General features: G+C 51.8%; 23 protein-coding genes. 13 read left to right on the forward strand and 10 right to left on the reverse strand.

Annotation, left to right across the window (positions count from 1 at the left end):
* Window position 1 precedes the first annotated feature (1 nt).
* A complete protein-coding gene (evgA, locus tag ACM615_RS14675) occupies window positions 2-634 on the reverse strand; it encodes an acid-sensing system DNA-binding response regulator EvgA (protein WP_113877684.1) in 633 nt (210 codons plus the stop codon).
* 460 nt (window positions 635-1,094) lie between these two features.
* Between evgA and ACM615_RS14680 the strand changes: the two genes are divergently transcribed.
* Window positions 1,095-2,003, forward strand: coding sequence for an HlyD family efflux transporter periplasmic adaptor subunit (locus tag ACM615_RS14680; protein ID WP_159281632.1), 909 nt, complete (start codon window positions 1,095-1,097; stop codon window positions 2,001-2,003).
* Here ACM615_RS14680 and ACM615_RS14685 read toward each other — a convergent pair.
* The 4 genes from ACM615_RS14685 to ACM615_RS14700 form a co-directional block, all read right to left on the reverse strand.
* The gene (locus ACM615_RS14685) at window positions 1,997-2,968 is read right to left on the reverse strand and encodes a fimbrial protein (protein ID WP_132964444.1); all 972 of its coding nucleotides are present in this window, start codon (window positions 2,966-2,968) and stop codon (window positions 1,997-1,999) included. The two genes, ACM615_RS14680 and ACM615_RS14685, sit on opposite strands and share 7 nt — an antisense overlap.
* Window positions 2,968-3,678, reverse strand: a complete 711-nt coding sequence (locus ACM615_RS14690) for a fimbrial biogenesis chaperone (protein WP_238485447.1) — start codon at window positions 3,676-3,678, stop codon at window positions 2,968-2,970. The genes ACM615_RS14685 and ACM615_RS14690 overlap by 1 nt, the downstream gene beginning before the upstream one ends.
* Window positions 3,679-3,757: 79 nt before the next feature.
* On the reverse strand, window positions 3,758-6,160 hold the full coding sequence (locus ACM615_RS14695; protein ID WP_243701026.1) for a fimbria/pilus outer membrane usher protein: 2,403 nt from the start codon (window positions 6,158-6,160) through the stop codon (window positions 3,758-3,760).
* Window positions 6,161-6,352: 192 nt separating this feature from the next.
* The gene (locus tag ACM615_RS14700) at window positions 6,353-6,934 is read right to left on the reverse strand and encodes a fimbrial protein (RefSeq protein WP_113877688.1); all 582 of its coding nucleotides are present in this window, start codon (window positions 6,932-6,934) and stop codon (window positions 6,353-6,355) included.
* A gap of 554 nt (window positions 6,935-7,488) precedes the next feature.
* On the opposite strand from ACM615_RS14700, the gene ACM615_RS14705 reads away from it, so the two are divergent.
* The 7 genes from ACM615_RS14705 to ACM615_RS14735 all read left to right on the forward strand — a co-directional run bounded on the left by ACM615_RS14705 (window position 7,489) and on the right by ACM615_RS14735 (window position 13,181).
* Window positions 7,489-8,193 (forward strand): SDR family oxidoreductase, encoded by a 705-nt coding sequence (locus ACM615_RS14705; RefSeq protein ID WP_431012092.1) that lies wholly within the window; start codon window positions 7,489-7,491, stop codon window positions 8,191-8,193.
* Between the two features lie 140 nt (window positions 8,194-8,333).
* Window positions 8,334-9,659, forward strand: a complete 1,326-nt coding sequence (gene hutW, locus ACM615_RS14710) for a heme anaerobic degradation radical SAM methyltransferase ChuW/HutW (protein WP_431012093.1) — start codon at window positions 8,334-8,336, stop codon at window positions 9,657-9,659.
* Window positions 9,646-10,158 carry a heme utilization cystosolic carrier protein HutX gene (gene hutX, locus ACM615_RS14715; protein WP_431012094.1) on the forward strand — a complete coding sequence of 171 codons (513 nt, stop codon included), beginning with the start codon at window positions 9,646-9,648 and terminating at the stop codon, window positions 10,156-10,158. Before hutW ends, hutX begins: the two co-directional genes overlap by 14 nt.
* Window positions 10,155-10,778 carry an NAD(P)-binding oxidoreductase gene (locus ACM615_RS14720; RefSeq protein WP_431012095.1) on the forward strand — a complete coding sequence of 208 codons (624 nt, stop codon included), beginning with the start codon at window positions 10,155-10,157 and terminating at the stop codon, window positions 10,776-10,778. The genes hutX and ACM615_RS14720 overlap by 4 nt, the downstream gene beginning before the upstream one ends.
* A 168-nt stretch (window positions 10,779-10,946) precedes the next feature.
* The gene (locus tag ACM615_RS14725) at window positions 10,947-11,168 is read left to right on the forward strand and encodes a YdgH/BhsA/McbA-like domain containing protein (protein ID WP_129638877.1); all 222 of its coding nucleotides are present in this window, start codon (window positions 10,947-10,949) and stop codon (window positions 11,166-11,168) included.
* A 193-nt stretch (window positions 11,169-11,361) separates the two neighbouring features.
* Window positions 11,362-12,711: a type II toxin-antitoxin system HipA family toxin gene (locus ACM615_RS14730; RefSeq protein ID WP_431012118.1), complete on the forward strand. Its 1,350-nt coding sequence runs from the start codon at window positions 11,362-11,364 to the stop codon at window positions 12,709-12,711.
* Window positions 12,708-13,181 (forward strand): helix-turn-helix transcriptional regulator, encoded by a 474-nt coding sequence (locus ACM615_RS14735; protein WP_431012096.1) that lies wholly within the window; start codon window positions 12,708-12,710, stop codon window positions 13,179-13,181. Before ACM615_RS14730 ends, ACM615_RS14735 begins: the two co-directional genes overlap by 4 nt.
* A gap of 53 nt (window positions 13,182-13,234) precedes the next feature.
* Here the strand turns inward: ACM615_RS14735 and ACM615_RS14740 are convergent, their stop codons facing one another.
* The 3 genes from ACM615_RS14740 to ACM615_RS14750 form a co-directional block, all read right to left on the reverse strand.
* A complete protein-coding gene (locus ACM615_RS14740; protein ID WP_112289135.1) occupies window positions 13,235-13,555 on the reverse strand; it encodes a DMT family transporter in 321 nt (106 codons plus the stop codon).
* 127 nt (window positions 13,556-13,682) lie between these two features.
* Window positions 13,683-15,149, reverse strand: coding sequence for a HAMP domain-containing sensor histidine kinase (locus ACM615_RS14745; RefSeq protein ID WP_431012097.1), 1,467 nt, complete (start codon window positions 15,147-15,149; stop codon window positions 13,683-13,685).
* A 3-nt stretch (window positions 15,150-15,152) separates the two neighbouring features.
* The gene (locus ACM615_RS14750; protein WP_129638879.1) at window positions 15,153-15,875 is read right to left on the reverse strand and encodes a response regulator transcription factor; all 723 of its coding nucleotides are present in this window, start codon (window positions 15,873-15,875) and stop codon (window positions 15,153-15,155) included.
* Between the two features lie 153 nt (window positions 15,876-16,028).
* On the opposite strand from ACM615_RS14750, the gene ACM615_RS14755 reads away from it, so the two are divergent.
* The 5 genes from ACM615_RS14755 (at window position 16,029) to map (ending at window position 19,014) form a co-directional block, all read left to right on the forward strand.
* Window positions 16,029-16,655 (forward strand): cytochrome b/b6 domain-containing protein, encoded by a 627-nt coding sequence (locus tag ACM615_RS14755; protein WP_129638880.1) that lies wholly within the window; start codon window positions 16,029-16,031, stop codon window positions 16,653-16,655.
* A gap of 10 nt (window positions 16,656-16,665) precedes the next feature.
* Window positions 16,666-17,469 (forward strand): molybdopterin-dependent oxidoreductase, encoded by an 804-nt coding sequence (locus ACM615_RS14760; RefSeq protein WP_192878654.1) that lies wholly within the window; start codon window positions 16,666-16,668, stop codon window positions 17,467-17,469.
* Window positions 17,470-17,539: 70 nt separating this feature from the next.
* Window positions 17,540-17,836, forward strand: coding sequence for a pentapeptide MXKDX repeat protein (locus ACM615_RS14765; protein ID WP_431012098.1), 297 nt, complete (start codon window positions 17,540-17,542; stop codon window positions 17,834-17,836).
* Window positions 17,837-17,966: 130 nt separating this feature from the next.
* Window positions 17,967-18,221 carry a ParD-like family protein gene (locus ACM615_RS14770; protein WP_112289129.1) on the forward strand — a complete coding sequence of 85 codons (255 nt, stop codon included), beginning with the start codon at window positions 17,967-17,969 and terminating at the stop codon, window positions 18,219-18,221.
* Window positions 18,222-18,258: 37 nt separating this feature from the next.
* Window positions 18,259-19,014 carry a type I methionyl aminopeptidase gene (gene map, locus ACM615_RS14775; protein WP_369920805.1) on the forward strand — a complete coding sequence of 252 codons (756 nt, stop codon included), beginning with the start codon at window positions 18,259-18,261 and terminating at the stop codon, window positions 19,012-19,014.
* Window positions 19,015-19,081: 67 nt separating this feature from the next.
* Here the strand turns inward: map and ACM615_RS14780 are convergent, their stop codons facing one another.
* Together ACM615_RS14780 and ACM615_RS14785 are read right to left on the reverse strand one after the other, a co-directional pair.
* Complete coding sequence (locus tag ACM615_RS14780; protein WP_120162984.1) at window positions 19,082-19,561, reverse strand: PadR family transcriptional regulator; 480 nt, start codon at window positions 19,559-19,561, stop codon at window positions 19,082-19,084.
* Window positions 19,562-19,566: 5 nt separating this feature from the next.
* Window positions 19,567-20,379, reverse strand: coding sequence for a siderophore-interacting protein (locus ACM615_RS14785; RefSeq protein WP_113877699.1), 813 nt, complete (start codon window positions 20,377-20,379; stop codon window positions 19,567-19,569).
* Window positions 20,380-20,570 lie beyond the last annotated feature (191 nt).

The following is a 20,570-nucleotide window of genomic DNA, read 5'->3' on the forward strand; positions in this document are numbered from 1 at the left end:
TTTACCCAATTTTATTGCGCTGCGCAAAAGAGAACAAATCCATCAGCGATTTACAATTCAGCTTTTCCATCAAGCGGCTTTTATAGGTACTGACTGTTTTATTACTGATAAACATTTCTGAGGCGATTTTCATATTATCCGCACCACCGAGAATATAGCGCATCACTTTGATTTCCTGACTGGAAAGCGATTGCAACATTTCCTGCTCGGAGGACAAGCTGCCCATAAAAGCATGTAATGATAACGGGAAGTAACTGTAACCATTCAGTGAAGCATTAACGGCGGCAATAATATTGGTCATGCCCTCTTTCTTACTGATAAAAGCATTCGCCCCGGCATCGGCACTACGCTTGCCATAAAACAGATCGTTCTTGGCAGAAACCACAATAATAATACGGCTAAAGGCTTGTTTCCTGAGTTTCTCCACTACTTCGATACCACTCATTACCGGAATATCCACATCCACGATCACCAGATCCGGATAGTGTTCTTCCACCAGCAGCAGCGCCTGCGCGCCATCTCCGGCTTCTGCGACCACGGTAATGCCTTCGCTTTCCAGCAAATTTTTAATCGCCATACGCGCCAGCGGATGATCGTCCACAATGACAGCGTTTAATTTATTCGTTTTACTCATGCTATAGCATTCTTCTTTGCCGGAAACGGAGTTCATATTAAGTCTACAGCCTCCCTAATACCATTGCCATTGGCGTTAAGAAAAATAGTACTAATCAATTCTAAAAATTCCCCAAGGACTTCACGTGTAGGATATCACCTGCAAAATTTTCCGACGTGTCCGCTGTATTTATCAGACAGCGGAGATTAGTCTTATTCGATATTTTAAACACGGATCATATTTACACGCCCCTGCTGACTGACATGACCTCACGGCTTGTTAAGTGCTCGGAACGCGTGAGGATTTCTATTTCCTACGGAAAGGCGAATTAAGATTTTTCATGAAACTACGGCACGATGCAAAAACACATCGCATTTCGCTGCCCCTTCAGACAAGAAATAAAACACGATTACTTATCAGGATATTTATTTTTATCTCGTGCTTTATTTTCACCACCGGGGGGCATTTTAATTTTTCTGCTATGCCCAGCACCCGCGATGCATATATCACCGGCAATGAAATAACGCTTGCCGCACAAATCAGTGGCCGGGTGGCGCAGGTTTTCGCGCCCGTCACCGGCCGGGTGCAAAAAGGGGATTTACTGGTACGTTTGGACGACACTGAAGCCCGGCACCTTTATATGCAGGCTGAGAATAAACTGTCAGAATCAGTCAAAAAAACGCAGGTCCGTTATGCCACCGATGAAAAGAATAATACCCGCATCCTGAAAGCCCAGATGACGTACCAGCAGGCGCTGAGCAGGTATCATCGCCGGATCCAGTCAAAAGGCGCGGTGACAATTTCAAAACAGGATTTGCAACAGACCCTCAGAGCCGTCAGCAGCAGCCAGAGAGCGCTGGATGAAGCGATTGCTGCCTACCGTAAGGATCAGCAATTACTTGACGCTTCTGATGCGGCTCAGCAACAGATGGTTTCGCAGGCCACCGAAGAATTTCAGCAAGCCAGTCTGGCACTGATGCGTACCGAAGTGCGCAGTCCGGTGACCGGTTATGTCGCCCGGCACAATGTGCATGCGGGCGTGGGCGTCAGCGCCGGACAAATGCTGATGACCATCGTGCCCGACGATCAGATGTGGGTGACCGCCAGTTTTAAAGCGACGCAACTTTCTGACCTGCTTATCGGCAAGAAGGCGTCCATCTTGACTGAGTTTAATGGCAGAAAAGTCGTATTAGACGGCCAGATTGAAGGGATCAATCTGGACACAGATACCGCGCTGGCCGCACTGTCAGCCAAAAACGGCGCGACGAACTGGATTTATGATGTGCAGCGAATTCCGGTGCGTATCTCAATTAATCCCCTGCAACTGAGCCAGTATCCATTGCATCCAGGCTTATCCTCACAGGTGACGTTGCTGGAAAGCCGTCAGTAATAGTTAATTTTTACGATCACCGACGCATCAAACTGCCCGAGCGACAGCTCTCTTCCGGGAATGGCGCTCACTCTTGCCGTAAAGTTTTTGGTCACTTCATTCACATTATTCAGCTGAGCAAAGTCATCGTAGCGGTTGAACGCAATAGCCTGTTGCTGCTCGTTAAATAACATCAGTTTCGCACCGTTAGCGAGATCAATCGCCGTGTTATCCAGCAGCGGACTGGCGGTTGAAAATTCCGCCTGTAGCGAGAAGTTATCCAGACAGCCTTGCTTCACAGCCCGGATAGCAAACGGCAGCGAGACGCCCGCCGAGCGGGAAAGCGTTGTGCTCTGAATTTCGCCAAAATTTAAAATCTGCGATTCCGGATACACTTTCAGATCTGAACCGCAGGCCAGAAAACGCACCCCTTGTAAACCCGACAGATTGTATTTGAGGTTTTTTGCCCCCGGCGTGTTGTTGACACTGCTGCTGCCGTCGAGCTGAAATACCGTGAACTGATCCGCGCCCAGATAATACCCGGCGGAAGGGGGAGTGCCGGTAACCTTGATATACAGACGGAATGTGACGTCCAGCGTCACACTTCCACCCCGCTGAATCGGTGGGCTGTTGGTACTTGCGCGCTGCTGATCCTGCTCCAGCTCCTGCCCGTTATAACTGACGCCCAGCCTTAACCCTTCACCAATCGACTGTGATTTGGGATTAAAATAGAAATGCACCACGTCAATGCTACTGCCCAGCACGTTGTCACAATACGCGGTCACGGTGATGTCGTTGGATTCCCAGACTTTGGTGCCCGGTGGCACATTCGCCGGAATAGCGAGTTGCCCGACCGGGATCGGCAGTTTGTCGACAATTCCGGTGCCCTTCTCCACGCAGTCCAGCGCCAGCGCGCTGCGGGAAAATAACAGCATGATAAAAAGGACTGTCATTCGTCCGCTTAAAAACCGAATCAGTTCAACCATCACAACCTCTTCGCCTGAGGATTTTTTGGCACAAGCTGACAATGCGCGGTCTGGCAGGAATATTCGTTCACCTGTAAACCTCCGTAATCATCCATATAACCGAGGCTGTACTGATGACTCACATACCGGCTGCCGGTGAGATTTTCAGAGGTAAACGGTGCCAGCATTACGCTATCAAAACCCGCAAAATTGCCTTTATTATCTTTACCCAGATAGCCGACGGTGATGTAAAACGGCGTGGGATTGGTCAGTTTTAGTCCGTCACTGAGACCGAAAACTTCAAGCTGCTCCTGCCAGTTTTCCTTTAGCTGATCTTGTAATGCCACAGGGCGGTAAAACAGCTTCACACGGCTCTGGATCGCCACCTGGATGACGTTTGACATGTCACTCTTTGGAGGCACTTCGCGCACGTTAAAGTAAAACAGCGATTCACGGTCTTTCGGCAGAGTGGCGGCTTGCGGCAATTGCAGGATGCGGATCTGACTTTTCTGTCCGGCTTCGATGCGCTGCATCGGCGGCAAGGCCACCAGCGGCGAAGTGATCTTTTCGCCCTGCGTGTCTTCCAGCCAGACCTGCGCCAGATAGGGCAGTTGTTTGCTCTGGTTTTCCAGCAACACGCTGACGGATTTATCGCTGCCGTTAAAAATGACGCGCGTCCGGTCAAGATTGATGGCGGCATAAACCGGATACGCCGCGCCAGCCATCAGCATGAGTGCGCAGTATGAAATGAGTTTGTGCATCAGGACTTCCTTTCCTCGTAAAATTTGTATGATTGGTTTTCAGTTTTCATTAGCTGCACGGTAGCAAAATTTGTCCGGCGCGGGCGCCGGGGTCTGACGGCACCTGAATCTGACATTGCTGCCCTTCGCCCCAGTGCACGGTCAGAGATTTTTCGCCGGACACTCCGGCCAGATACGCCAGTCCGCCGTCGCCGACAAGTCCCGCTTCAAAACCTGAGCTGTTGTCGGTGACGGCCGCACCGAGCGGCGGATGACTGCCGTCTTTCAGACGGATCACCGCCATCAGACGTTCGCCTTTGATCGCGCGCATTTTGCGAAAACCAATCGCCCCTTCGGTCAGCGTTTTACTGACCACCGAGCCGTAAACTTCTATGTCGTCCGGCAAATTATTCACATCCACGCGAATATCAGAGGTCTGGTAGCTCGACACACCGTTGACCACCGCGATCCCGTAATCGTTGGTGACTGATGCGCCGTCGCTGACCGGGATCCCCTTTACGCCCGTTGATAACATCATGCGCGGCTCGTTGCCCGCGCTGCTCTGATGCAGCGCCGCACCCGCCGCGGTGGCGGTCATCGAGCCGTACCAGTTAGCATTCACCGAGCGGTAATCGTTATTTTTCACGCTGCCGTTAGCCCCGAACTGCCCGTAAGGTGACATGTGCTGGTAGTTCGTGCGGAACACACCCTGGCCTTTTTGCAGATCCGGACTGCTTCCCCCCACGCCCACGCGCCAGCTGTTATTTGGATCCTGACTATTGTAATAGGACGCCGTTTGCGAGAAACCGTTTTGCGAGTCCTGCTGCGCGTCGTAACTGATTTGCTGCCCGGAAGACAGCGGCAGACTCAGCGACAAAAACATCTGGTTTTCATCGGTTCTGCGGTAATTCAGTTTGCTGGCGAAGAACGTCGCGGAAATGCCGGTAAAGCGCCCGATGTCGAAAATCTTGCTCACCGACGCGCTGTAGTTGTTACTGGCACTCTCGTTCCAGTAGATTTTGTGCGTCGCTGACAGATACAAGGTGATGGCCGGCCACGGCAGATACTGGTTAGCGGTAACGGTGTAGGTTTGTTTATCGTCGCGCGAATAACCGTCGCCGTTCATCTTGTCGAGATACTGGCTGAACGACATGAAGGTTTTTTCCGAGAAACGGTATCCGGCAAAGGTTATCTGGCTACCGGTGGAGTCGAAACGTTTGGAATAGTTGGCGCGGTAACTCAGGCCGGTTTGCTCACCCGCCACCGGCACGGTCGCCGAAGATCGTGTGACATCAAAAGACACCGCGCCGAGCTTTTGCAGGTTTTGTCCGACACCGACCGCCTGCGCCTGATAGTTGCCGGTTGTGGCAATCAGGCCGCCATATACCGAGAAATCATTCAGCGCGCCCCACGACATTTCGCCACTGTAAAAACCGGGCTGCAAAACGTGATGACTGCTGCCGGTGGTCGGTTTACCCATCGCCGTTTTGAAGCGCACCTGGCCTTTGCGGGTCAGAAACGGAATAGTCGCGGTGGTCACCTGATAGGTCGTGACGCTGCCGTTTTCTTCCTCTATTTTCACGTCCAGCGCGCCCTGAACCGCTTCGGTTAAATCCTGAACCACGAACGGCCCCGGCGACACATTGGTCTGATAAATCACTCGACCGTTCTGGCTGATGCTCACTTTCGCGTTGGTTTTGGCGATGCCGGTGACCTGTGGCGCATAACCGCGTAATGAAGGCGGTAACATGCGCTGGTCACTGTTCAGTGAAGCGCCAAGAAAGCGGAAAGAATCGAAAATGTCAGAACTCAGATAAGTTTGTCCGCCCGTCAGTCGTGCCCCCATCGACGGTAAAGCGCGATACAAATAGCTCTGCGTCCAGGTGAATTGATCGCTGGCCGGTGTGCCGGAGGTACGCGACGATGAATACTGATAATCCGCACGGGCACGCCACGGCCCGAGGTTAAAACCGGTGGTGCCGTAGCTGCTGAAACTGGTGGTACTGTCGCCAGAATGCGGCATGTATTTGCTGCCGAGCAGGTTGTAATCGAGCAACGCGCCGTTCACGCCGTTATCCCACTGTGAAGGCGGCACCCAGTTCTGGTCGTGAAAAACCAGCCACGCCTGCGGAATGCTAATGTTCAGCGTTTGTTTTTCCTGGTCATAGCGGGCGGTGACTTCTGATTGCCGGTCTAAAGAGGTACATTCGCCGTGATGCCAGAGCGTCAGCTTTTGGCGGGCATCCTTCGTCAGATCGAATTTATCCACCAGCGCGGGCGGCAGACAAAGGCGGCTGTTTTTATTATCTTGTGAGGCATAATACTTTATCAGGCTTTGATCGCCGAGCGTGCGGCCATTGAGTACCACATCCAGCAGGTATTCGCCGGGTGCGATATAATCAGCCACCTGAAAACGCGATAAATCGACATTATTACGGTCGGCGGAATCAATAAAGTTAACGTTAAATTCCACTGCGAAAATTCTGACTGAAATACAACATCCTGATAAAAATAAAACAACGCCGGTAACTGCCCGTTTCCCTGTGAAAATCCTTTCCATCGCAACTGCCATAATAAAATCACTTGTTTATGGTAATAAATCGAAAACCCCGGTACTGGCAAAGATAAAAAGGGGGAAATACTCCCCCCAAGTGATAGCGGACGTTTATTTATAATTCAGGGCGTAAGTTGCCTGAGAAACAAGAGTACCGGTGGCAACAGGCTGAGTATTGGCTTCCACACGCGCAGCAAAGACCAGATTATTATTACCCGTCACCAGATCAATATCTTTAGAGGTATCACCGACTTTCAGCAAATCGCCGTTAGCGTCAATCAGGCGGATGCCCGCACCCTTGGCACTGCCGGTATTCGCCAGCAGTTCAGTTGCACTGCTGTCAGGTGTGCCGGTAAATGACACCGCGACTTTAGAAACCGCAGGATAAGCCACAGTACCCACGGTTTGGGCCGCCAGGTCGCAGTCTTGCAGGTGAATCGTGTAGTTCACGTTTTGCGAATATTTGCTGCCACTTTCGAGCACTTTATTCGCTACCTGTCCCATATTCACATTAATGTCTTCATCCCCTGCCGCGACAGAGCAAGGTGCATTAATCACGGTTCCGGTGAAATGAATACGTCCGGAACCATTATCGGCACCCGCCGGTGGCGTCGGATCATCAGCTGCGAAAGCAGAAGCTGAAATAAGGGCAGATAAAGCAATAACCAGCGTTTTATTTTTAGTGTTAAACATTGTAAGTCCTTGAGATATTGATGGCGTCGTTATTAAGCGATATTTTCGCCCTGACTCTGAGAGCAACCCTTGCTCCCGCCAGATCAATATACTAACAACCACTCAGGCTGCGCTATATTAAGTTGAATAACCCATTTGTTAAGATTTTTGCTCTATAGCAAGCCGTTAAACATGAAAAAAATCATGAAAATTCACATAAAAATGAAAGCAATCAGCACAAGATAATCTGAGCATGATAAGAATGCAGCTTTTGGTAAGACAAAATATTGGGGAAATTAATAACAATTGGGTGCCTATTCCGATTTTTTAGGAATTTTCTTCGCGCATATATTCTCCGCCAGTATTCTCATCTCGCATTAGGGCCTCTTTCCACAGTTTATTTACCGATTTAGTCAGGATGTAAGCGGCGGGATAAATAAAGAATTAATCCCTTTTTTTTATTATTCCAAAAAACAGCATCACTATTCCACTCCGTGCAAAAGCTAATCCAATAAACGCAGTCGTTCGCCCTGCGCAAAGCTGATAACTTGATGAAAAAACCTAAGGAAAACATCATGAGTTCATTCCCTGTTGCAGTGGTCACCGGCGGTACCAGCGGTATCGGACTGGCGGTTGTCCACAATCTGGCGCGCGACCATCGCGTTTATGCCCTCGGGCGTAATAAAGACAGCCTGATTGCGCTGCGGCTGATTGAAAATGTCGATGCTGTTGAAATTGACCTGCATGATTTTGACGCCATTGCGCGGTTTGTCGGTGAAATACCGGCGATTGATGTGCTGGTGCATTCGGCGGCCATTTCCAAACCGTTACGTCTTGAAAATGCAACGCCAGAGGACTGGCAGCAGCAGTTTTCCATTAACGTGTTTGCCCCCGCTGAATTCACGAAACTGGCATTACCGGCGCTGAGAAAACAGGAAGGTCAGGTGGTGTTTATCGGTTCAGGATCCGGTACCAAAGCCGATGGCGGAAACATGGTGTATTGCGCGTCAAAATTTGCCCTCAGCGCCCTCGCCCACGCGCTGCGGCAGGAAGAAAGCGAACACGGCGTGCGTGTTTCCACCGTCGCACCCGGCCCGACAGACACGCCGATGAATCGCAAAACTCGCGAAAGTCAGGGCAACTTTGAAGCCATCGACCCGCGCGAATACAGCACGCCGAAATCAGTGGCTGCGGCAGTACGTCTGGTGATCGACGCCAGTGACGACACCCAAATCACAGATATTGCGGTCAGACCGAGGCGGGATAAGGCGAAGCGCTGAACTGATTTTCCTCAACAGACTTCCCTTTTCCAAACTTGATACAGATCATCGCAAATGCGTTTTGGGTTTGATCGAATGATAATCATTATCGTTTAATGTCCGCGAATGAATGATGATTTCTTCAGGAGAAGACAAACTCAATGAGCTTAGACTTCACGCGTTTTTACGCTGCCGCAGACGGACTGCCGTTCCCGGACCGCTGGGCGGTGATGCCCTGGCGGCCACAGCAGCCGGTTCCGCCGCAGGAGATCCCCGCTCAGTGGCAGGCGCTTTGTCAGCGCCAGCTTCCGGCCAATAAGCGTCTGGTCTATCTGCATATCCCCTTTTGTGCGACGCACTGTAAATTTTGCGGGTTCTACCAGAACAAACTGGAAGCGGAAGCCACAGAACAGTATTGCGATTACCTGATCCGGGAGATCGAACAGGAAGCCGGTTCGCCGCTGCATCAGTCGGCGCCTGTCCACGCTATGTATTTTGGTGGCGGCACACCGACGGCACTCAGCGCAAAACAGCTGCACCGGATCATCAGCACGCTGCGTCGCTGTTTGCCGCTGGCACCGGATTGCGAAATCACCGTCGAGGGACGGATCCTTAATTTCGATGACGAGCGCATCGACGCCTGTCTGGAGGCGGGCGCAAACCGTTTTTCGATTGGTATTCAGACGTTTGATACCCGTGTCCGCCAGCGTATGGGACGCCGCGCCAGCCGTGAAGAAGCGATACAGTTTTTGCGTAAACTCGGGGAGCGTGATCGCGCTGCGGTGGTCTGCGACCTGATGTTCGGATTACCGGAACAGACGCCGGAAAGCTGGCGGGAAGATTTGCAGATCGTCCGTGATTTACCGCTGGATGGCGTCGATCTTTACGCCCTGAATCTGCTGCCTTCCACGCCGCTGGGCAAAGCGGTGGAAAATAAACGCGTGTCGCTGCCGGATGTCACTCAGCGTCGTGATTTTTACCTCGAAGGTGAAGCTTTTCTGGCACGCGACGGCTGGCATCAGATAAGTAACAGTCACTGGGCGCGCACCACGCGGGAACGCAATCTGTACAATTTGCTGATCAAAAAAGGTGCCGACTGTCTGGCTTTTGGCAGCGGTGCAGGCGGCAATCTCGGCGGGCAATCGTACATGACCGCACGCAGCCTGGAGATGTATTACCAGCAGATGGATGCCGGACAGAAACCGATCATGATGATGACCGCAGCGACGACCGCTGAGCACCGCTGGCGGCTGGATTTACAGGGCGGCATCGAGGCGGGCCGTTATGATCTTAGCCGTATCATCGAAAATCCTTTCCCGCTCGAACCCTTGTTACAGCAATGGCAACAATGCGGCCTGATGCTCAACGAAGGCCCGCGTTTTAATCTCACGCCTGCCGGGCGTTTCTGGGCCAGCAATATGTTGCAGGCCTTACAGACATTGATCCCACAACTGACTTTACGGAATACCACTCATGCCAACGGATAAACTTCAGTCCCTGATCGACTTTCTCGCCACTCAGCCCGACGGCACCGTCGAAGATATCGCCCGTGAATACCGAATCACGCCGCTGGAAGTGATTCAGAACCTGCCGGGAAGTTATCTGTTTGCCGGAACCCATTTCGACACCGTCTGGGACAACATCACCGGCTGGGGCGACGTCACGACGCTGGTTAATAATGACGATCTGATCCTCGAATTCCATGGCGAATTGCCGTCCGGCACACATCGTCACGGTTACTTTAACCTGCGCGGCAAACAGGGCATGAGCGGGCATATCCGCGCGACACACTGTCAGCACATTGCACTGGTTGAACGTCCGTTTATGGGAATGAGCACAGCAAGTGTCTGGTTTTTAAACGCTTCCGGTTATGCCATGCTCAAGGTTTTCGTCGGGCGCGACAGCCATCGTGAATTACTGACCGATCAGCTGAATGCATTTCGTGCCCTTCCCGCCCTTCTGGCTGAGAGAGAGAACCAACCTTGAACACTTTGCTGATTTTTGGCGCAGGCAGCGGCGTCGGCGCTGAACTGGTGGCGCTGACGGCGCAGGAACGTCCGGTGGTCGCGCTTATCCGCAACGCCGAACAGGCGCAAACCTTGCGCGCACGTGGTGTGACCGTCATTGAGGGCGATGCGCTTAATCCCGCCGACGTTTTACAGGCCTGCCAAATGGCAGGCAGCGGGGCACAAATCGTGTCAACACTGGGCGGCAAACTCGCCGATTACACCGCTAACCGGTTGATCATTGATACTGCAGAGCAGGCCGGGATCCGTCAGATGTTGCTGGTAACTTCCATTGGCTGCGGCGACAGCTGGCCGACGCTATCCACACGCGCAAAACAGGCGTTCGGGCAGGCGGTGCGTGAGAAATCGCTGGCCGAAAGCTGGCTGCAAACCAGCACGCTGGACTGGTGCATCCTGCGTCCCGGCGGCCTGATGAATGGCGATGCGACAGGCAAAGCGCATCTGATCCAAACCGAAGCCCACGGCCGCGTGCGCCGCAGCGATGTCGCGCTGCACATTCAGCAACTGCTGGCTTCTGGCGAAGGCTGGAGCGAGATTTTTGCGCTGTGTGATTCGACGCTGGAAGGGGAAAGGTTCTGATCTCATGCCCCGGAAACGGGGCTTTTTAATCCCCCCGGCATTTAATTCAATTTTTTCGAACAACATAAGCAAATCACTCCGCTATCCCTTCCGGTCGCACGGCGCTATTCTTCTTCTCATCGAAGGCACACGGCCTTCCCCAAACAAACATTGAGAAGGAATGACATCATGAAATCTATCAAAACTTTCGTTATCGCTGCTGCACTCACCACAGTTTCTTTCGGTAGCTTCGCGGCTGAAATCGGCACCATAACGGCCTCTGACAATACCTTAGATGGTCTGGAATCCACTTTCGCCGCCAAAGCCGCTGCTGCCGGTGCCAGTTCTTATAAAATCATCGAAGCCGGTGGTCAGAACCGCATTCATGGTACCGCTGTGTTGTACAAATGATTTGCTGAAGTTTGTTATTCAAAACAAAAGCCGCTCCTTTTACAGAGCGGCTTTGTCGTTGAGTAGCGAAAATTAACGAGTGATATAAAACGCAATAAATTCGAAAAAGCCGAATAATGGGTGTTTTAGGTAACGTTAAATGGACTATTCTTTATTAACGAGTAATATGCCACTCATAAGTAAAGGGGATCTTATGGAACAGTTAACGTTACAGGCTTTTCTCAATAATGAGTGGGTGGATATTGCTAACATCACTTTTCCCGACAGCGAACAAAACAACTATCGCCTGACTGAACTTAATTATCTTTTCGATTATGCAATTGATAACCTCGACCGGGACGATAACCGCGCCGTATCACTTAACCATCCGGTTGCCCTCTTTTTCGATGATAACGGGCAACGCGGATGGCTGAAATTTCTCGATGACATCATTCCCAGCGGCTCCAGCCGCCGCTATTGGGCCAACTATCTTGACCTCGAAGGGCTGACCCCGGATGAGCAAAATTTTGTATTGCTCAAGCATGGCACCCTGTCCCCTGTCGGTAACCTGCGCATTAAAGAATCCTTGCCGGAACATAACCCCCTTGCTGAACAACTCTTTTTCACCGTCGACGACGTTATAAACCGGGCAGGAGACTTTCTGGATTATGCCCAGCAACGCGGTGCCGCTGCCGGGGGGGCGACAGGTGCGGGCGGGGAAGCACCAAAACTGCTGCTCCGTTGCAACCGGGAACAGCAAATCTGGATCGATACCTACCAGAGTGATCCCGCCAACCGGGATATTCCTTATCTGGTCAAATATCCACGCGGGGCAAGGACTGAAGTGGACTGCAATATCTTGCGGGCTGAATTCCATTTCTATCATGAACTGGAAGCGATGGGATTTGAGACAATCCCGACGCACAATATGCGGCTTGAAGAAGGACTGACTTATCCGTCACTGTGGTTGCCACGTTTTGATATTGCCTTTGAAGAAGAAGGTGTCGTCAGGCGGTTGGGGATGGAATCGGTCTATTCTCTGCTGCGCAAGGCACCCGGTGTCACGCTCTATCATGAAGAAACCCTCAGGACATTGATTAATCAAATTTCCCGCAGCCATATGGTGACAGGGCAGGGTTTTTCTTTTGATATCCCGGCGTTTGTTACCGAATGGGTCCGACGGGATCTGCTCAATATTATTTTTGGCAACAGCGATAACCATGGTCGAAATACCTCTTTTCTCAAGGATGAAGGCAGCATCCGGCTCGCGCCGATCTACGATTTCGCGCCCATGAAGGCCGATCCTGAAGGGATTGCCAGAACGACGAAATGGAAAACGCCGCTGGAAGTTGGCGGTGAATATGATTTTCCCGCTATTGCGCAAACTCTGGATGATCTCATTCCGGCACAAAACTTACTCCGGGCGCTCAATGAGACTGCTGAGCAACTGACAGGTCTGAAAGACCGGCTTGCTGCCCGGGGTATCCCGCAACAGATCCTGAACATGCCCGCAATAAGTTTCAGTTATATTCCCGAAAAATTGCGCCGCTGGGGGCTGTTATGAAAGAACCTCTGATTGCGGCCCATTCAGCGAAAAGCACCATCGCGAAAATACGTGCGAAAAAAAATGCCGCGCAGAGAACCCAAAGCGCCACGGCAGAAATCACGAACCAGGCAGAGAGGGACCGTGCTGTCAAAACACGCACCCGCCGCAGAGTCTCTCATCTGACGAAACCCGTCAGCGCCAATGAAAGGAATGAAGCCAGACTTCAGATCCTGCGCGCGCTGATATCCGGGGAAGTAAGCCAGGGGGAAGCGTTAAAAGCACTGCGGATCAATGTGCTGGGGCTAAAACAAGATGCTTTCGCTAAACTGGTTTCCGTATCGCGGAAAACACTGTCAGAAGTGGAAAATGATAAAGGAAATTATACCTCCGATATTATCAACAAACTTTTCAAACCCTTTGGTCTGAAAGTCGGGCTGGTGCCGGTTTCTCAGCAGGTGCTCTCGACGCTCTTTTTCAATAAGCAATAAACAAAAAGCCGCTCCTTGTACAGAGCGGCTTTGTCATATCAGCGTTTCCGCCTTTACCCTTTCGTCGCCACTTTTAGCAGAACCACGCCGGAGAAAATCAGCAGCACGGCGATCACCCGCAGCGGGTTGAGGCTTTCGCCGAACATCACCACGCCGAGAATGAAGGCACCGATAGCGCCGATACCGACCCAGACGGTGTAAGACGTGCCGAGCGGCAGCGTTTTCATCGAAATCGCCAGCAAAATGACGCTGAGGATCATGAAGAAAACCGTAAGAATACTGGGAATAAGGCGGGTGAAACCGTGGGATTCTTTCATTGCGGTCGACCAGACCACTTCGAAAATACCGGCGAGAAACAGATAAAACCAGGCCATGATAGTTCCTGAAAACACGCAAGGTCGTCCCTGCTTAGAATGGCTGAATCTCTGGTCGTCCAGTCAGCATGAAGAGTGAAAGATTATAGTTCACTCTTTCATGCCTTTACAAAAACAAACCAGGAATTCAAACGGGCACGGAAAACTGAAAACAGGCACCGCGCTTCGGCTGTTCAATCAACTGGATATCGCTGCCGTGCAGTTGCAGAATGCGGCGGACAATCATCAGACCCAGCCCGCCTGCACGGTGTTTGTTGGTACTGAGTATCGACGGACGTACAAACAGGCTGTCTTTCAGCTCCGGCGCTATGCCCGGTCCGCTGTCTTTCAACTGCACCATCACCTGACCTTCGTGCGGCCACAATTTAATTTCTATCGTGCCCCCTTCCGGCGTAAAGCGGATGGCGTTATCCAGCAGGTTGGTCAGCACCCGTTCAATCATACCGAGATCGGCATTCACCAGCGGAATACCCGGTGTGATATCCGCCAGCAATTTTTGCCCGCGTGTTTCCGTTGCCAGCTCGAATTTCTGGAAAACATCCTGCACCAGCTCACTCAGCGAGAATGGCTCTTTCTGCGGTTTCACCACGCCGTATTCCAGCCGCGCCAGTTCAAATAATTCCTGCGCCAGACGGCCAACTTTTTTACTCTGCATCAGGGCGATATTCAGATAACGCTGGCGGTCTTCGTTGCTCAGATGGTCTGATTTCACCGACAGCGTTTCCAGATAACCGTGCAGCGATGTCAGCGGCGTACGCAGATCGTGGGAAATATTGGCGATAAATTCACGCCGTTGCTGATCCTGCACCATCAGGCTTTGCCATTGCTGATCGATACGTTTTGCCAGCGCGACAAATGCCTGTTGCAGTTGCGTGACTTCATCACGTGCGGCTCCGGCCGGTGTCTCCGTTTTCGCCAGCGCCTGAATGGCGTCCATGCCGCCGGTATCAAGTTCGGCAATTTGTGCCGTGAGTTTTCGCACCGGACGCGTCACCCAGCGGAACGCCAGCGCACCGGCCAGCAAACCAAACAGCGCCACCAGCCCCATCGAGCGCAGCGCCAGAGATATCGCCGACTGATATTGCGCATCACTGGTCAGCGCGGTGTAAGCATCGCCGAGCAGAACGATGTACACGTAACCCTGAGTTTCTCCGTTGACCAGCAACGGCGCAGCACTGAAGACCTGCGGAGTTTGCGGATCCCGCGGATTGTCGCCATATACCGGCATTTTCGCACCATGAAGCAGCGCGTTAACCGGCGCGAGATCAATGCGCTTTTGTTGCAATCTGCCAGCAGGAGCGGCATTGCCGACAATATTGCCGTCTTTATCCAGCAGATAAACCTCCACGCTGGGATTCACCGCCATCAGCTGATCGAACAGGGTATGCACTGCTTTCGGATCCCAGTCGTCCTCGCTGAGCAGCGGATTATTCGCCGCTATCTGCGTCGCCAGATTGGCTGACAGCCGCTGGATCACCGACTGGCTGTACTGGTTACTGGAGCGCACCTGCATATAGCCGGAAAGCGCACAGCAGGCGATCAGTAACACCGTAAATACCAGAGTCAGTCTTTGCGCCAGCGTGAGATTTTTCATGATTTACCCTTGCGCGTCTTCAGCGGAAGACACGAATTTGTAGCCTTTTCCCCACACGGTCAGAATACGTTCCGGCTCGGCCGGATTAGCTTCTATCTTGATGCGCAGACGGTTGATATGGGTGTTCACCGTATGTTCATACCCTTCGTGTTCGTAGCCCCAGACCTGATTGAGCAGGCTGAGGCGCGAGAACACTTTGCCGGGATTTTTGGCAAAGAAATACAGCAAATCAAACTCACGCGGCGTCAGTTCAACGGGCATCTGATTCAGCATCACTTCGCGCGCAATCGGGTCGATGACCAGCCCGGAAAAACTCAGGGTACCGGCGTCCATTTTCATATTGCGGCTCATCGCTTCCTGCCGCCGGAACAGCGCCTTAACCCTCGCCACCAGTTCCAGCATGGAGAAAGGTTTCGCCAGATAATCATCCGCGCCCAGTTCCAGCCCGAGCACCCGATGCACTTCGCTGGAGCGTGCGCTGATAATAATGATCGGCGTATAACGCGTCATGTTGCGCGCACGGCGGCAGATTTCCAGGCCGTCTACACCCGGCAGCATCAGGTCGAGGATCAGCGCGTCCCAGCCGCCTTTCTCCAGATGCGCCACGCCCAGATTACCGTCTGCGGCGTGCGTAATTTCATAACCCTCATCACGCAGATGCAGGCTGAGCAGTTCTGCGATATCCCCGTCATCTTCAACGATCAGGATCTTCTTCGTCTTATCCATATGTCATCCCAAAACGTGGTGTTCCCCAATGGTTTGAGTCTACACAAGCAACCGCCCGCGAGTTATCACATTTTATTTAACTTTGCGTGAGGTATCGGGGAACAAATCCGCTCAATACTCGCTTCATCACAGGACGGACAGCCGGACTTCATCATGACAATACACACGGATTTACCCGGACAGGCAAAACAAAAACCCGCCATCGTGCATCCGTTATGGCTGCGTCTGACGCACTGGCTGAACGCGCTGGCGGTGCTGATTATGGTCACCAGCGGCTGGCAGATTTATAACGCCTCACCGCTGTTTAATTTTGATTTTCCGCCAACCGTCACACTCGGTGGCTGGCTCGGTGGCGGTATTCAGTGGCACTTTGCCGGGATGTGGCTGTTTGGTTTCAACGGCCTGTTTTATCTGCTGATGAATATTTTTACCGGCCGCATGAAACGAAAATTTTGGCCGCTGACGCCGCGCGGCATCATTAACGATTTACTGTCCGCCCTGCGCGGCAAGCTGAAACACGACGATTTACGCCACTACAACATGGTGCAACGTGCCGCGTATGTGTTCGTGATGTTTGACGGCATCGTGCTGGTGCTTTCCGGGCTGGTGGTGTGGAAATCCGTGCAATTTCCGCTGCTGCGCGAACTGATGGGCGGCTTTGATACAGCGCGTTATGTGCATTTTCTGGCGATGGCTTCACTGGTGGGATTTGTGGTGCTGCATATCGTGATGGTGGCGCTGGTGCCGAAAACCCTGATTGCCATGATCCGCGGACGTTAAGGAAGACATGATGAAAAACCTCGTTAAAAAAACGATCAGCCAGATTTTCAGCCCTTCCGACAGCGAAGCCATTTTACAGGAAGCAAAAAAACAAATTATCCGCGAACTGGATGCGCCCTCCCGCCGCCTGTTTTTACAACGCGGGCTGACACTCGGCGGCGTCGCGCTGCTCACAGGTTGCGACATCAGCGATAACGCCAGCGTCGAAAACGCGCTCGGTAAGATTTCTGGATTCAACGACCGCGTACAAGGCTGGCTGTTTGGCTCGACACGCCTGGCGCCGGTGTACGCCGAATCGATGATCACCCGTCCGTTTCCGTTTAACGCTTTTTACGCCGAAGACGACGCACCGGAAGTAGACGGTAACGCTTATCGCCTGAAAATCGCCGGTCTGGCGCTGGATAAACGCGAATGGTCATTGCCAACGCTGTACAAAATGGCGCAGGTCAGCCAGGTGACTCGTCACATTTGTGTCGAAGGCTGGAGCGCGATTGGCAAATGGGGCGGCGTGCCGTTTGGTGATTTTTTGCGCCTGATTGGCGCAGATCTGACCGCGGAATACGTCAGTTTTAAATGTGCGGACCAGTATTACACCAGCATTGATATGGCGACGGCACTGCATCCGCAAACCCTGCTGGCGCTGACTTATGACGGCCAGATTTTACCGCGAAAATACGGCTTCCCGATGAAGCTCAGAATGCCGACCAAACTCGGCTATAAGAATCCAAAGCATATCGAAGTCATTGAAATAACAAACAAGTTCACTGGTGGCTACTGGGAAGATCAGGGCTACAACTGGTTCGGCGGAAGCTGAACACGATCCTCAAGGATCAACACTGTCCACAACAACCTTTGTATCTCAAAACCTAAAAGAAGGATTTATCATGAAAAAGTTAACCGTAATGATGATGTCTGCTTGTCTGATGATGGGCGCTGTGAGCACCACTTATGCTGCTGACGCGATGGCGAAGAAAGATACCATGGGCCATATGTCGAAAGACTGCATGAAAAAAGACAGCATGAGTAAAGATTCCATGGCTAAAGACAACATGGGCAAAGACTGCATGTCGAAAGATCATATGAAGAAAGACAGCATGTCTAAAGACTCAATGTCCAAAAACTCTATGTCCAAAGACACGATGTCGAAAGATGCCATGAAAAAAGACACCTCTGCCCAGTAAACGCCGCTAAACCCGGCCATGTAGCGAAAACGCCTCCGTCTGTTCAGCGGAGGCTTTTTTATTGGAAAATTCGCAGCGACCTGCGTAGTATATAAAACATATATGATTCGTATACTACCGAGGGCGCCCGATGGGTATCATTAAAATCTCCGAACTGATGCATGAGAATCTGCGCATCGCCAGTCTGGCGTATACGCGTTCCATCAACGCGCAGGCCGAGCACTGGATGAAAATTGGTATGCTGATGGAAACTCATCCGGACATGACGCACAGCGAGATTTCGCAATTGCTGGTGCGTTGCAGCATGGAATCTGAAGAAAACACCGGAAGTATCCGCACGCTGTTAAATGTCGGCGGCACACACAGGAAGGCAAGCAATGAATAATGGTTTAGACAGCCGATATTTCGTCAACAATAACCGTATGGTCAAAACGCCGGAAGGCATCGATAAAGCGCGTATCGCCGGTAAACTGGCGGCGCGGGTGCTGCATATGATCACGCCTTATGTGGTGCCGGGTGTCACGACCAATGAACTGGACCGCATCTGCCACGATTTTATCGTCAACGAATTACAGGCGATCCCGGCAAATATCGGTTATCACGGCTATCAGAAAACCACGTGTACCTCCGTCAACCATGTGATTTGCCACGGTATCCCCTCCGATAAAGCACTGAAGAAAGGCGACATCGTGAACATCGACGTGGCGCTGATTAAAGATGGCTGGTACGGCGACACCAGCCGCATGTATTACGCCGGTGAGCCGAGCATTATGGCTCGCCGTCTGGTGGATACCACCTTTGAAGCGATGATGGCCGGTATCGAAGTGGTGCGTCCCGGCGCAACCCTCGGTGATGTGGGTCATGCCATTGCCTCGGTAGCGAAACGCGAAGGGTTTTCCATCGTAGAAGAATACTGCGGTCACGGCATCGGCATGGGTTATCACGAAGATCCGCAGGTGCTGCATTACGGTGAAAAAGGCCGCGGACTGGTGTTGCAGGAAGGCATGTTATTCACCATCGAACCGATGCTGAACGCCGGTAAAAAGCAAAACAAAGTGCTGCCCGACGGCTGGACGGTGGTGACTAAAGATCATTCGTTGTCCGCGCAATGGGAACATATGATTGCGGTGACGAAAACGGGTTATGAAATATTGACACCGTGGCCTGAAGAAAACTAATTTCCCGTGATATTTCCTGAACGTATAAAGCCTCCGGTCGGAGGCTTTATAGTTTTTGGTAATCCGTTTAGCTGCGCTCGATTTCTTTGGTCGCGCGGTCTAACGCATCGGTGATTTTATACAGCGTTTCCTGCCCGATTGGCCCTTTCGCCAACCGCAGGTTGAGCGCCATGCGCATATTGTTAATCGCGCGCTGCATTTCCGGAATACTGCGGTTATTCGATAAAATCGCCAGTGAATGCAGTTTCTCTGTTACTGAACCGAGCAAATCACCCTGCTCTGCCAGCGACTGCGTGCCTTCCGGCGTAATTGAATATTGTTTCTTACCGCCCTCTTCCTGCTTCGCCGTTACCAGACCCTGTTCTTCCAGGAAGGTCAGGTTCGGATAAATGATACTGGCGCTCGGCGTGTATTCGCCTTTGGAGAGTTCTTCGATGGCTTTGATCAGTTCATAACCGTGAGCGGAACGTTGCTGTAAAAAATGCAGCATCAGCAGGCGGATATCACCCGTTTCAAACATCCTTTCGCGACGGTGTTTATGATTCATCATCGTTACTTGTTGTGCCAGTAAGCGACACAACGCACCAGATTGGCGTCCAGTCCGCGATTTTCGACGAAGTAATCATTCAGCCCTTTGACGAATTTCCCCTCGCCGGTCGCCCAGATGTAGTAATCACTTTCCGGCAAAGAAATGCTTTTCAGTTTTTTTACTGCCGCGTCATCTTCCTGATAACCGTTTTGTTCTTCACTGACAATCCATTCGATGTCGAACTCTTTTTCATCGTTTAAGTAGCTAACGCAACTGACATCTTTCACTTTGACCAGCACGGTCACTTTCGCGGCAGACGCGGCCTGTTTCAGCTCGCGCAAACGGCGCTTCACCGCCGGAAGACCGGTTTCATCGCAGACATACAACTGCCATGCGTAAGTGGTCGGGATAATCAGTGAACCGCGCGGTCCGCCGATGATCAGCTTATCGCCCGGCTTCGCGCCAGCCGCCCATTCACTGGCGACACCGCCATCGTGAAGATAGAAATCCAGCGTCAGTTCATTGGCTTGTGCATCGAAATGCAGCGGCGTGTATTCGCGGTTAAGCGGACGCGGCCCTTCGCCCCAGACAATGCCTTCGTCGGTCGCGGTCGGCGGCGTGATCACATCACCGGGATTTGCCGGGAAAAACAGTTTGATGTGGTCATCAAAACCACGCGAGGTAAAACCCTTCAGATCGTCGCCGTTCAACACGATACGCTGAAAACAGCCAGCCACGTTTTCGCTGCTTTTGACGGTGATATGACGGAAAACCAGGTCGTTTTTGACGCGGACAGGCAAGTTTACGGCAGGGGTTTCGTTGCGATGTTGAGTCATCACGTTTTCTCTTTTGAAGTAAGGTTGAACGAAAGATATATCTTAGGAATATTTTTCGCAACCCTGAAAAACGTAAGGACACAGGCATCATCCCCCGCGCTTTTGATCTCGCGGTAGTTCATTCTGAGCCACACATTGCAAAGATTTCGTTAAGAAGCCCATTTTTATTTATCAATTTGTTGATAACAATT

The organism is Rahnella sp. PAMC25617, from assembly GCF_050606005.1.
Lineage (GTDB): Bacteria > Pseudomonadota > Gammaproteobacteria > Enterobacterales > Enterobacteriaceae > Rahnella > Rahnella variigena.

What these genes read in the sequence shown, in the direction of transcription:
- evgA (WP_113877684.1), bottom strand. Translation starts at nt 634, where the DNA reads ATGAGTAAAACGAATAAATTAAACGCTGTCATTGTGGACGATCATCCG.
- ACM615_RS14680 (WP_159281632.1), top strand. Translation starts at nt 1,095, where the DNA reads ATGCCCAGCACCCGCGATGCATATATCACCGGCAATGAAATAACGCTT.
- ACM615_RS14685 (WP_132964444.1), bottom strand. Translation starts at nt 2,968, where the DNA reads ATGGTTGAACTGATTCGGTTTTTAAGCGGACGAATGACAGTCCTTTTT.
- ACM615_RS14690 (WP_238485447.1), bottom strand. Translation starts at nt 3,678, where the DNA reads ATGCTGATGGCTGGCGCGGCGTATCCGGTTTATGCCGCCATCAATCTT.
- ACM615_RS14700 (WP_113877688.1), bottom strand. Translation starts at nt 6,934, where the DNA reads ATGTTTAACACTAAAAATAAAACGCTGGTTATTGCTTTATCTGCCCTT.
- ACM615_RS14705 (WP_431012092.1), top strand. Translation starts at nt 7,489, where the DNA reads ATGAGTTCATTCCCTGTTGCAGTGGTCACCGGCGGTACCAGCGGTATC.
- hutW (WP_431012093.1), top strand. Translation starts at nt 8,334, where the DNA reads ATGAGCTTAGACTTCACGCGTTTTTACGCTGCCGCAGACGGACTGCCG.
- hutX (WP_431012094.1), top strand. Translation starts at nt 9,646, where the DNA reads ATGCCAACGGATAAACTTCAGTCCCTGATCGACTTTCTCGCCACTCAG.
- ACM615_RS14725 (WP_129638877.1), top strand. Translation starts at nt 10,947, where the DNA reads ATGAAATCTATCAAAACTTTCGTTATCGCTGCTGCACTCACCACAGTT.
- ACM615_RS14730 (WP_431012118.1), top strand. Translation starts at nt 11,362, where the DNA reads ATGGAACAGTTAACGTTACAGGCTTTTCTCAATAATGAGTGGGTGGAT.
- ACM615_RS14735 (WP_431012096.1), top strand. Translation starts at nt 12,708, where the DNA reads ATGAAAGAACCTCTGATTGCGGCCCATTCAGCGAAAAGCACCATCGCG.
- ACM615_RS14740 (WP_112289135.1), bottom strand. Translation starts at nt 13,555, where the DNA reads ATGGCCTGGTTTTATCTGTTTCTCGCCGGTATTTTCGAAGTGGTCTGG.
- ACM615_RS14745 (WP_431012097.1), bottom strand. Translation starts at nt 15,149, where the DNA reads ATGAAAAATCTCACGCTGGCGCAAAGACTGACTCTGGTATTTACGGTG.
- ACM615_RS14750 (WP_129638879.1), bottom strand. Translation starts at nt 15,875, where the DNA reads ATGGATAAGACGAAGAAGATCCTGATCGTTGAAGATGACGGGGATATC.
- ACM615_RS14755 (WP_129638880.1), top strand. Translation starts at nt 16,029, where the DNA reads ATGACAATACACACGGATTTACCCGGACAGGCAAAACAAAAACCCGCC.
- ACM615_RS14760 (WP_192878654.1), top strand. Translation starts at nt 16,666, where the DNA reads ATGAAAAACCTCGTTAAAAAAACGATCAGCCAGATTTTCAGCCCTTCC.
- ACM615_RS14765 (WP_431012098.1), top strand. Translation starts at nt 17,540, where the DNA reads ATGAAAAAGTTAACCGTAATGATGATGTCTGCTTGTCTGATGATGGGC.
- ACM615_RS14770 (WP_112289129.1), top strand. Translation starts at nt 17,967, where the DNA reads ATGGGTATCATTAAAATCTCCGAACTGATGCATGAGAATCTGCGCATC.
- map (WP_369920805.1), top strand. Translation starts at nt 18,259, where the DNA reads ATGGTCAAAACGCCGGAAGGCATCGATAAAGCGCGTATCGCCGGTAAA.
- ACM615_RS14780 (WP_120162984.1), bottom strand. Translation starts at nt 19,561, where the DNA reads ATGAATCATAAACACCGTCGCGAAAGGATGTTTGAAACGGGTGATATC.
- ACM615_RS14785 (WP_113877699.1), bottom strand. Translation starts at nt 20,379, where the DNA reads ATGACTCAACATCGCAACGAAACCCCTGCCGTAAACTTGCCTGTCCGC.